Here is a 10703-nt window from a genome sequence, read left to right on the forward strand (position 1 = left end):
GCACTTGGCCTCTCCTCAGCCGGAGCAGCATGAAGCTCGTTGCGCAACCCGTGGGTGAACGGCGGCAATTCTAATTGTCGTTGATCAGACGGAATCGCCCGACGCAGAACTTCCATGGTGAGGTGGCTCCTGAATGTGCGCTCGTCGGTCATTTCGCGTACGATCTACCCCATACGGCGCTTCCCGTGGCTGTTGGTGCCGTTCGCGCACAACAGGATGCCACAGGAGCGCCGCAGATGCTTATTTGAATTATTGGGCCTAAAGGTGCCTTGGGTACGGCTATACCAGTTCTCGTTGTGGTAGTAGTACTAGATTAAAACAGGACGAAAGTACTATGAAATGAGCAAGAGAAACTATAATGATTTTGGTACTCATCATTTAACTAGGTGCCAGAGCGATCTTGTTAGCAGGCCATAAAGGAGAAACCACCATGTTAGTTCAAAGCAATACGATCTCATCATTTTTCAGGCGCATATGGCGTCCGTGTATCGTTTTACTCTTCCTCCTGAGCACTACAGCCACACTGACCGCGAGACACTCTTCACAAACAATATTACCAGCAGGAGTAGTAGAACGTGATAGCATGCGTGGTAGTGTAATTACAGATAGTGCTGTCATATCAGCAGTTCCTCCAGGGATTATCGGCATTTGGAGTGGAACGATATTGAGTGAGAGAAATACATCATTTTCAGCATCTATTGCACTTATTGATGGAGATATAGGATCAATCACTGGAATCATCGCTCATCCATCGCTCGAGTGTGGAGGAGAAATGACCTTACGTGAGATATCTAGTAATAGTGTAATCTTAGATACAAAGTATACGTTCGGGAATTGCTCCAATGGCAGCCATACTCTGACTTTGAACAACCCTACTTCACTAGGGTATAGTTGGAGTAATGGGACTGTCTCTTCGTCTGGAGTCCTTTCAAAAATCAGTAACTCAGGTACTAGTGTTAATGATAGCCTCATTGGAATCTGGAGGGGAACAATTGTTAGTGATGTAAATGGAAATACGTTTTCCGCGCTGATCGCACTTGTTCCTGGTGATCCTGGTAATACCGTTGGCATAATCTTACATCCGAGCATAAGCTGTATTGGCTTGACCGTATTAAATGAAGCTACCACAAACAGTCGGCTTAAGTCAGATACGACATATAGTCATGGGGAATGCGCGAATGGCATGCACCAACTTACAGTGAATAATGTGACTACTATGGATTATCAGTGGTTTGAACCTGGCACCTCACGTATAGACAGTGGGTCTCTGGTGCGAATTGGCGGAAAACCAGTTCAACTCACGATCAACGACCCCCGTTTTAACGAGCAGTGGGGTCTTGCAAAGATCAATGCATATGATGCTTGGTTTATTACGCAGGGTTCACCAGATATAACGATTGCGATCATTGACACAGGCGTGGAGTTAGCCCATGACGATCTGAAGCAGAAAGTTAATACGGTCGATGATTATAACTTCCCGGCCAATACTGATGAGGCAAATGATGAGAGTGGACATGGAACCCATGTGGCAGGGATTGTTGCCGCAGAGACAAATAATCAACTAGGCATTGCGGGGGTCTGTCCTCGGTGTGAAATTTTACCGCTCAGAGTGTTTGATGCGCCGGGACAGGGGGCTGCGATAGACAATATTGCTAACGCTATTAAGTATGCTGCCGACAAAGAGGCACGCGTTATTAACCTTAGTCTGGGATACGCAGCAGATCAGGCTTGTTCCCAGACGCTTGCGGATGCGATCAACTATGCTTACGAAAAGGGTGTTGTTATAGTGGCAGCGAGTGGAAACGCATGCCCTGTTGATGTTGCTTTTGGGAGGGCCAATTTCTCTGTGGCATATCCAGCAAGGTTTGACCGTGTTATTGCGGTTGGCGCAAGTAATCCTAATGATACCCGTGCGTCATTTTCATCTTATGATGCGATGCTGGATCTAGTCGCGCCCGGCCAAGGTATTCTCAGTACCTATCTAAATAATAGCTATAAGAGTCTAGATGGGACGTCAATGGCAAGTCCTATGGTTGCTGGTGTCGTTGGACTCATGCTCTCACGTGACGCATCTCTTTCACCGGCAAAGGTCGCTGAGATACTAAGGACGTCGGTCACCGATCTTGGGACATCAGGCTTCGATCAGGAAACAGGTTGGGGCCTTCTCAATGCTAGTCAAGCCTTACTCACGACGGTGAGCAACATTGCAGATCTGCCCCCCGCAGCTTGTCCAGTTCCCGCCGAGGTTCCCCAAGCCATGGCTGATCCACAGACCGATCAGTTGTTTACAATCTATCGCAGCCTGAGAGATACGGTATTGGCGCAAAGTGCGCTCGGCCAGAAGTATCTTGCTATCTACTATGAGCAGGCACCTACGCTGGCCAGTATCCTGCTCACGCATGATGACCTGCGTACCAGAACAGCAACATTCCTACAAAACGCAGCAGATGAATTCAGCGCTCTCCTACCCAGTTCAACCCAGAGCGTGATGCTCAGTCAAGAGCTGTACGATGAGGCTAACGCCCTTGTTCGTGATCTCGCCGGAGCAGGTGGTTCCTCCTTCGCATCTGATATCACTACTGTATGGCAAGAGTTACATTTGGACGCTCAGGTGGGATCTGATGTCAAGTCGATCTGGAACGATCTCCAGCCAGATCCGCCCCCCAGCCAATCATCAGTCTATCTGCCGGTGCTTATTCGATAGCGGTACAACGCCATTTTGGGAAATGTCCAACTTTAACCTGTGCAGAGTATAAGCTCCCGGTACTGCAGCCCAACATGGCCTGCACCTGACGCCGCTAGTGCAGCCCTCAACCTGGCGCGTTTTTCATGAGTGAAGCGTGTCGTTAGACGGCTCGCTTCACATGCCCGCCATCGGGAACCGGGGCGGACAGCTCCGTTGGCCGTAAAGCTCGCCAGAAGGCGGGTGGGGCCAAGAAGCCGCCGGGCTTTCGCCCGTGCGGAGTGTCACCTTTAGGCACGCAAGGCCTGGCGCTCAGGCTGCCGGGCTGCTCGCCCTCCACGAAAAACATTCGTGAGCTTCGCAACAAAGGCCTGGCGCTAGACCGACGCTTCGTCGCCCTCACGTTCCGCCCGTACCAGACTGAGCACCTGGCTTCGGGTGCCCCCCACACTCTCGGCTATCTTATTGGCCGAAAACCAATACGAGCCGTCGCTACGGCGCACCCGGGCTAGCAGGCGGGCAACGGTGGCGTGCTCAATGGGTTCTTCGGTCAACCAGGTGACGAGTTCCGCCTGGTTCGGACGTGGCCGTACCACCGCTGGCGCTGCTTCCAGGGGCGAACCAGCGCGTACCGCGTTGGTATCAGGTGGAACGTCATGATCAGGCAGCGAACCAGTTCGGCTGACCGGGGCCAAAACGCGCGCCACGTGGGGGTTGTCTGCCTCCAGGCTGGCCGTACCAGCCGTCGTACCAGGGGGCGTTGCGGCGGTTGCTGCCCTGCCCCAGCGCTGCATGATGGCCTCAAGGATCTGCTGTTCCTGGTCGTTGCGAATGAAGGACGCACGGACGTTGCCCACTTTCCGCCCCAGTACCGCCGTGAAGTACCCCCCGCCAGTGGGCAAGCCACTGGGCGGTACCACCCCCTCGGGGAAGCTGGTGACATTGGTGTTCGGGCGATCATCGTGCAGCGACGGTTGATAGCCCGCCATGAAGAGTTGCACTTGCACGCGCCAGCGGGTCTGGGTATTCGAGGCGGTTTGCGTCCCGACCAGGTAACAGATCCCGAGCGCACGATCCTGGCTCAGGTGATCATTGAGCCAGTTCCAGAATTGGTCAACATAGCGATCCAGCGTGGTCAGTTCGGAAATATAGACCACCAGCAAGGGGCATGGTTTCGGGTCGGCGGCCTCATGCCAGCTTTTGGCGTGAGCCGTGCCTTGCCGATCTCGTGCGCCCAGAATCAGTTGCTTGCGCCGTTCCCGTTCCTGGTCTAACCAGGCTAAGAGCGGCGGGATCTCCGCGATCTGGTTGGCCAGACCAACCACGTGGGGCAGGGCGGCATACGCGGGATAATCCAGGCCCTTCCCATCCAGGATGACCAACTGGAGGTCGTCGGGATGATTGCGTTCGAGCAAGGTCAGCAGGATGGTACGTACCAGCACATCTTTCCCACTGCCAATCTGCCCGGTGGTGAGCAGATTGACGATGGAGTTCGGCTGACCGGGTTGGAAGGTGGCCGTTTCTAACCATAAGCCCCCATGCGCACGCACCCGCCAACCCAGTGGGATCCGCAGGGGATCCGCCCCATGCAACGCATCGAACCAGGCTAACTGTTGTTGCAAGACCGCCCAGTCGTTCGGGGGCTGATCTGCGGCGGTGCCCACCGTAGGCGGGAGATGCGCCTCTGGGAGCATCCAGGGCAGGTGCGGTACCCGTGGGGTGAGCAGGGGGGGCGTCGAGGTGCGGGCGGGCGGGCTACTGGCGGAGGGCTCCCCATGCGGGCGGCCCAGACGCACTGAGAACATGGTCAAGCTGCGTTCCCCAAGCGTTTGCAGCGTGGGGCTGCGGAAGGTTGCCTGGAGATCCTGGAAGAGGTACGTGGCCCGTTCGCGCAGGTTTGCCCAGACGCGGCGGAGCGAACGGCGTGAGGGATCGACCATCCAGGCGATGAACCCGGCGGCCAGGCTCAACGCCAGGAGCAGGATGAGGAGTTGGATGCCTTGTGCTTCCGTGAGGATCAACCCTTCTTCCACGTTCGTCCCTTTCGCGCTTGCGATTACCCCTGCCCATCTGCGAGCCGGAGGCGGCGGCCATGCTGTTGCCCGAGGCCTACCGGTGCAGGTCACGCCCTCAACCGGATCGCCGTACCGCGCAGGTGCTCAGGTGCGTACATCTATCATACGGGTACGGCGACGATTTCGCAACAGGGAAGGCCAGGATTCGTCCATTTGGCGGGCTACTGGGCCACCCGGCGGAAGCGCGGGCGCGAGCGCGGGATCCACAGATGCCAGAGTTTGATCCCAAAGACGCGGGCGGCCCACTCAGGGTAGAGCGCGAAAATGAACGCCAGCACCCAGGCCGTGCCCCAGAGCCATTGACCTTCGGCGGGCACCACGATGCCTGCCAGGTTCATTCCGGCAATGATCGGCTTCATGCCCAGGGCCGACGAGCCGACATTCACGCCGAGAAAGAACAGCCAGGTAATAATTTCCTGGAGACTGCTGCCTTCTTTGAGCAGCGTGCCATTGGCGGTGTACACGGCCCGACGCGGCCAGAAGGCCCCTTGCATGGCACTAATTCCGAGACCGAGCACCCACGTCCAGACGGGCGGCCAGAAGACCGTGTTTGGGATGGTGCTCAGGCCTGGGATGCCCCGCGCAAAGTTGACCCCAAAATAGCCGTCAATGCGCCACATGGCGAGCGCGAAGCCCAGGGCAAACAGGAGGGCAATACTCTCAAGGCCAAAGTTGTACCACGTCCCCCGCGGGGTGGCCGGGGGCCGGGCGGCCACGGGCTGCGGGCGGGGCGCTCGCGGGGGGGCTTCCGCACGGACTGCGGGTTCGGCGGGGGCGCGGGGCGCGGCCTCAGCGGCGGCGTCCGCCGCAGCCTCGGCGGCCTGGGCGAGAAAGGCCTGGTAGGCTTCCCGTTCATCAGCGGACAACGGGTAGCCGACGCGCTCGGCAATCTCAGGGACGGTCAGCTTCAGGAAGGCGCGGCGAATGGCCTCCTGGTCATATTCAGCTTCCAGGTAGGTCAACAAGTCAGGTGGAGCGCCAAAGCGCTCGCGCAAATCCCGGCGGGTCTGGGCATCCAGCACAGGTTTTCCTGCGGCCATGAGGGAGCTCTCCTTCAAGTAATGGTTACATCTCGCGGTCGGTTGACTCCGCTGACAGCTGCGCGTGGAGTTCGGTCTGCACGAGCAGGAGTTGCCGTTGCAGGGCATCGAGTTGGGGTGCGAAGGCACTTCGTTCCCCTGGACTGAGTTCCGCCACCCGCCCGGACGCCCGGCGCAGCTTGCGCAGGAGGCGTTCCAGGTCTTGGTTCAGGGCGTGATACCAGCGTGGTTCGCGGGCCGGATCGTCACGCGGGCGGGTTTCCTGGGTGACCCGGGCGACCTGGCGGGCCACGGTCGCCGCATCGATCCCGCTGCGGCGCGGGGTTTCCACACTGCGGGTCGTTTCGGTGTTCGCGTGGTGTTGCCCCGCCAAGGCCCGTTCAGCGGCAATCGTCTGCAGGCGCTCGAGCACCGTCTGGGTCTGCGTTGGACTGAGGTGGTCGTCATGGACGGCATCCAGGAGGGGCAGCAGTTGCCGTTCTTGCAGGCGCAACAGCGCCACCAGGTGTTGCTGTTCCGGGGGCAAGGCCAGCATGCGCAGCAGTTGATAGGCCCGTGAGCGTTTGAGGTTGAGGCGTGCGGCCACGTCGCTCAAGCTGGTGGTTTCGCCCCCCATGAGCTCACGCAACTGGGCGAGCGTCCAGGCGCGTTCGATATCGCTAAAGCTCTCGCGACTATCATTTTCGGCGAATTGCCAGGTGATGCGTTCGAGGGGCGTAGGGGGTTCGATCACCACGGCTTCCAGGGTTGGCAGGCCCACCAGATGGGCGGCTGTCCAGCGTCGTTGGCCGACGAGCAGGAGATAGCGGGCGTCCGGGAACGTGGTACTCGTGCCCGGATAGACCACGACGGGCTGGATCTGGAAGCTCCGCAGTGACTCGCCGAGTTCACGGAGTTCCGCGACCAGTTCGGCGTAGATCGGCGGGGTCTCGCCCTGGACAAGGAGTTCGTCCGGGAGCGGGAGCATCCGTGGTTGGCGCAGCCCGGGCTGGAGTTCGGGCGCAAGCTCGTGGAGCGGGAGCTTCTGGATGGTCTGGTTCGCCACGATGTCCTGTAACTGCGGGCCGAGGAAGTGCTGCCGCGCCAGGGTGGCCCGCTCGGCTGGCCCGTCTGCTGGGGGCTGGGACTGACCTTCCGGGGGTGGGTGCGGCTGGGTGCGTTGGGCGAGGCGGGCTTTGATGGCCTCAGCTTGGGCGCGATCTGTGCGTGCTTTGCTCATGGCAGCGCTCCATCCAGCGTGAGCAATTCTTCGGCGAGACTGAGAAAGATGCTGCGGACGGCGCTTTCTTCGGGGCCGTGAAAGGCAAACACACTTTGTTGCGCCCCGGAGGCGAGGCGGATCAGGGCGCGTGAGGGAATAATCGTTTTGAGCAACGTGGCGGCATAGACACTGCCCAGAGCTTCATCGTAGGCGAAATCGAGGTTGGCGCGGAGGGTATAGTTATTGCGGAGCACCGAGAGACCGCGCAGGTCAGGGTTGAACTCCTGGGCCTGGGTCAGCGAATCGACCAGATCGCCCAGGCTTTGCAGGACAAGATCGGCGGCCTGCACCGGGGCAATACAGCGGGTGGCGGCGGCGAGGGCGGTGGCGAGCACGGGGCCTCGGGCGGGGGCCAGATCCAGGATCACGATGTCGGGGCGATAGCCAGCGGTCTCGGCCCGGGCGAGCGCTTTGCGCAGGGTATAGATGCCGCCGCCCATGCTTCGGCCTAAGCTTTCGGGTAAGGCGATCATGTCTTTGTGGGCCGGAATGACGTCAACGCCTTCAGCCGTACGGATGACACATTCGTCTAACCGGCGGCGTTCGACGACGATCCCGAGAAACGAGGCGTCCACTGGGTGGGCGTTGGTATCAATGCCGAGCCAGCGTGAGGCATGGCGTTGGGCGTCCAGGTCAATCAGGAGCACGTGGACATCAAGTTTGGCAAACGCCACGGCCAGGTTGACGGCGACAGACGTTTTGCCGACCCCGCCTTTTTCGTTGGCCAGGGCATAGACATAGGTCATGGTTCTCTCCCTCTTCCCCGCTGAGCTCAGGGCGGGCAGCGTGGTGAATTGTTCAGGCTGTTTGGCGCGTCCCAACGGGCGAAACTGGTCATTCCAATGCATTGGACTCGGATGGGCAGCGTTCTGAATTGTTCAGGCTGTTTGGCGCGTCCCAACGGGCGAAACGGGCCATTCCAATGCATTGGACTCGAGCGGGCATGGGCGGGCATCCGTGTTGCGACCTGTTCCCGGTGTTTGGCGCGTCCCAACGAGTTAAACTGGTGAGTCCAATCGATTGGACTCGAGTGGACATGCGCGAACCCGTCCAAGCCTCCAACTTGTTCACCGCGTTTGGCGCGTCCGTATGCGCGAAACGACCGTTTCCAATCAATTGGACTCGTGGGTGAACATGATGCGTTTTATTATATGCGCTTCATAAAATTGCGTCAACCCTCCTCTGATGGGGCAAGTGAGGAGGCAAAAGCAACCAAAAAGCCTATTTTGTGGTAGCATATCAACCACAGGCTGTTTGATGATTTGCCGCCTGTGGACAGTTCTTAGGCAGGGTTGCTCCAACGCTCCGCCCGTGGACAGTCCCCTGTCGTGATCACCGAGCAGGGCGCACCGACGGTGGTGGTGCGCTCCGTCGATCTGTTTGACGCGCTTCGTGGGCCGGAGCGTGGGGCCAGCCTCCCCGCGACCGCTGCTGCCGAGGCGCAGGACGAAACTGCTGTATGCCTGATCGTGTTGCTCAATTGAGTCTGCCGCACCCGAGCAATGGGCAGAGCGACGCCTCGTCCGTTGCCAACGACGACGCGGGGCTGCCCGTGCTGCCGGCGGAACCTGGGCGGCCCTCCTCCTCGGCTCCTGCCCCAGCGGAGGAGTCCTTGCCTTCGCCTGATGACCCCTCCTTTGGGTTGGCCTGGGGACAGGTACGCTCGGTCTACCCGAAATATGCCTTTGCGCGGATCCCCCAGTTTGGCCTCGTCTTTCTCCATCGCTCGGCCTGGCCCGAAGGGGTGACGACGCTTGAAGTGGGACAGTATCTGACCTGCGAGGTACGCCAGCAACCCCGGGGGTTCTATGGGGTCGCTGTCCAGTTGCGCGACGCGCCTCCTGGCCCGGCGCGTGAGCACCTGGAACTGGAAAGTGCCCCCATCGGTCACGCGCTCGGCATCGTCGAGGCCGTCCATGCGAGCTATGCCTTTCTCGCGACGCGCCAGTTTGGTTCCGTCTTTCTCCATCATTCGGCCTGGCCCGCAGGGATCACGGCGTTGGAGGTGGGGCAGGTGCTGACCTGTGCCATCCACGAGCAGCCGCGCGGCTTCTATGGGCGGGCGGCGGCTTTCTTCGACGACGCCATGCCGCCCGACGAAGCGGCCTGGGTGGCGACGCTGCCGCCCGCGCTGCAAGCCCCGCAGCGGCCCCGGGGGGGGCGTTTCCCGTCCCCGGATGACTCCGTGCTCGGGGCGGCCCTCGGGCGGGTGATTACCGTCCAACCAACCTATGCCTTTGTGCGTACCCGCGCGTTTGGGGCGGTCTTTCTCCACGCCTCGGCCTGGCCGGAGGGCGTGACCACCTTCGCGGTGGGGCAGTATCTGGCTTGCGAGGTGCGCGAAAATGCGCGGGGCCGCTATGGTGTCGCGGTACGTCCCCTGGCGTGGCCGCTGGCGGATGCGCAGGTCGCGTTGCTGCCCCCCTGCGCAGCGGAGCCCATCCGCAGGATGACGACCCCGGTGGACGACCGAGCGACCGTGTTAGCCCAGATCGTGACGCGCATGCAGGAGACCAACCCGGTCGCGATCACCCGCCTGGGCTACTTGCTCGACTATCTGGGGCCGGAGCAACTGGAGGCCTTCCTGGTCGCGACGGAACAGATCGAAGCGCAGGGCGGTTTGTTGGTGCGTGATGGCTCACGCCGCCGCACCCCAGGGGGCGTCTTGTTTGCCCTGCTCAAAGAGCAACTCCCCCCCGCTGCGCGGAAGATCGTGTTTCCGTACCTGCTGGGGCGGCGCTCGACGAAACGGCCACGGGCGCAGTCAGCCGCGCGTGCGGAGCCAACCTCCGACCCATTGGCCGCTGCGGTGCCGCCTACCCCGCCACCAGTGGAGGCACGGCCTGACCCTGGGGTAACCTGGGCGACGCGGGGCGAGGTGGTGACGGAGGCCCGTCAGCATGAACAAGGAACCGTTATGAACGTGAAAGTAACGCTCACGGGCCGTCCCGAACATGTCGTTGAGCGAGGGAAGGTGGTCACGCTGCTGCTGGAGCACCGTGGGCCGGTCCCCGCCCTGCCCAAAGGGGTACCTGTGCCCGAGCACGTGCCGACCACGAGTTACTTGGTCTATGTGAGCCAGAAGCAGTGGCAACCGGTGGCCGAGGCCTTGCGCAATCCCGAGCTCCGCATGTTGATTGAAGGATTCCCGTTCTGGGATGCCGCGATCAACGCTATCGCTGTGCATACGATGATGATCAAGGTGATCCAGCCCAAGGCGAAAGCCAAGGCGCAGGACACGGCGGGGGGGCCGACCGCGACGGAGGGGGCGGAGGCTGCACCAGCAGCGGACTTACGCTCGTTCAGTTAACCCTCGGTCGCAGCTTGCTCGGCAGCAAGCTGCTGATATTTCTGGACACGATCCTCACTACCGATGACCGCAAAGAGATCTGCTGCGCGGGCAAAGTAGCTCCGCGCTGCTGCTGGTTGGTTGCGGTGGTGGAGTGCCCACCCATAGTTTGCGGTCTGTGCAGCGATGCTCCACCTGTCACCAATCGCTTGATAGAGCGCCAGCGCTTGCTGGAGGAGTTGATCCGCTTCCTCGCGTTTCCCTTCTATCAGGCGAACTTTTCCGCATCCGATGAGGCAGTTGGCCTCGCCGAGGCGGTCGCCCACGGCCTGGAAGAGGGTGAGGGCGGCGTGGT

At 60.3% G+C, this 10703-nt stretch carries 8 protein-coding genes and 1 pseudogene; 3 read left to right on the forward strand and 6 right to left on the reverse strand.

All coding sequences use genetic code 11. The annotated features are described in order from the left end of the window. Positions 1–438: 438 nt before the first annotated feature. The gene (locus EYB53_RS23980; protein WP_167857589.1) at positions 439–741 is read right to left on the reverse strand and encodes a hypothetical protein; all 303 of its coding nucleotides are present in this window, start codon (positions 739–741) and stop codon (positions 439–441) included. Between the two features lie 475 nt (positions 742–1216). On the opposite strand from EYB53_RS23980, the gene EYB53_RS23985 reads away from it, so the two are divergent. Continuing rightward, positions 1217–2704, forward strand: coding sequence for a S8 family peptidase (locus EYB53_RS23985; protein ID WP_167857590.1), 1488 nt, complete (start codon positions 1217–1219; stop codon positions 2702–2704). A gap of 356 nt (positions 2705–3060) precedes the next feature. Here the strand turns inward: EYB53_RS23985 and EYB53_RS23990 are convergent, their stop codons facing one another. The 4 genes from EYB53_RS23990 to EYB53_RS24005 form a co-directional block, all read right to left on the reverse strand. Next, positions 3061–4716 (reverse strand): FtsK/SpoIIIE domain-containing protein, encoded by a 1656-nt coding sequence (locus tag EYB53_RS23990; protein WP_135481894.1) that lies wholly within the window; start codon positions 4714–4716, stop codon positions 3061–3063. Between the two features lie 203 nt (positions 4717–4919). Beyond that, positions 4920–5798 carry a hypothetical protein gene (locus tag EYB53_RS23995; protein ID WP_167857591.1) on the reverse strand — a complete coding sequence of 293 codons (879 nt, stop codon included), beginning with the start codon at positions 5796–5798 and terminating at the stop codon, positions 4920–4922. A 25-nt stretch (positions 5799–5823) separates the two neighbouring features. Continuing rightward, the gene (locus EYB53_RS24000) at positions 5824–7017 is read right to left on the reverse strand and encodes a ParB/RepB/Spo0J family partition protein (protein WP_135481901.1); all 1194 of its coding nucleotides are present in this window, start codon (positions 7015–7017) and stop codon (positions 5824–5826) included. Next, a complete protein-coding gene (locus EYB53_RS24005; RefSeq protein WP_167857592.1) occupies positions 7014–7805 on the reverse strand; it encodes a ParA family protein in 792 nt (263 codons plus the stop codon). Before EYB53_RS24005 ends, EYB53_RS24000 begins: the two co-directional genes overlap by 4 nt. Before the next feature lie 546 nt (positions 7806–8351). Between EYB53_RS24005 and EYB53_RS24010 the strand changes: the two genes are divergently transcribed. Beyond that, a complete protein-coding gene (locus tag EYB53_RS24010; protein WP_135481905.1) occupies positions 8352–8543 on the forward strand; it encodes a type II toxin-antitoxin system prevent-host-death family antitoxin in 192 nt (63 codons plus the stop codon). Then, complete coding sequence (locus EYB53_RS24015; RefSeq protein ID WP_135481907.1) at positions 8519–10369, forward strand: phosphorylated adapter RNA export RNA-binding domain-containing protein; 1851 nt, start codon at positions 8519–8521, stop codon at positions 10367–10369. The genes EYB53_RS24010 and EYB53_RS24015 overlap by 25 nt, the downstream gene beginning before the upstream one ends. Here EYB53_RS24015 and EYB53_RS24020 read toward each other — a convergent pair. Beyond that, positions 10366–10703, reverse strand: a pseudogene (locus tag EYB53_RS24020) (tetratricopeptide repeat protein); the annotation flags it as partial. The gene EYB53_RS24015 and the pseudogene EYB53_RS24020 sit on opposite strands and share 4 nt — an antisense overlap.

It is taken from the genome of Candidatus Chloroploca mongolica (assembly GCF_004762035.2).
GTDB lineage: Bacteria > Chloroflexota > Chloroflexia > Chloroflexales > Chloroflexaceae > Chloroploca > Chloroploca mongolica.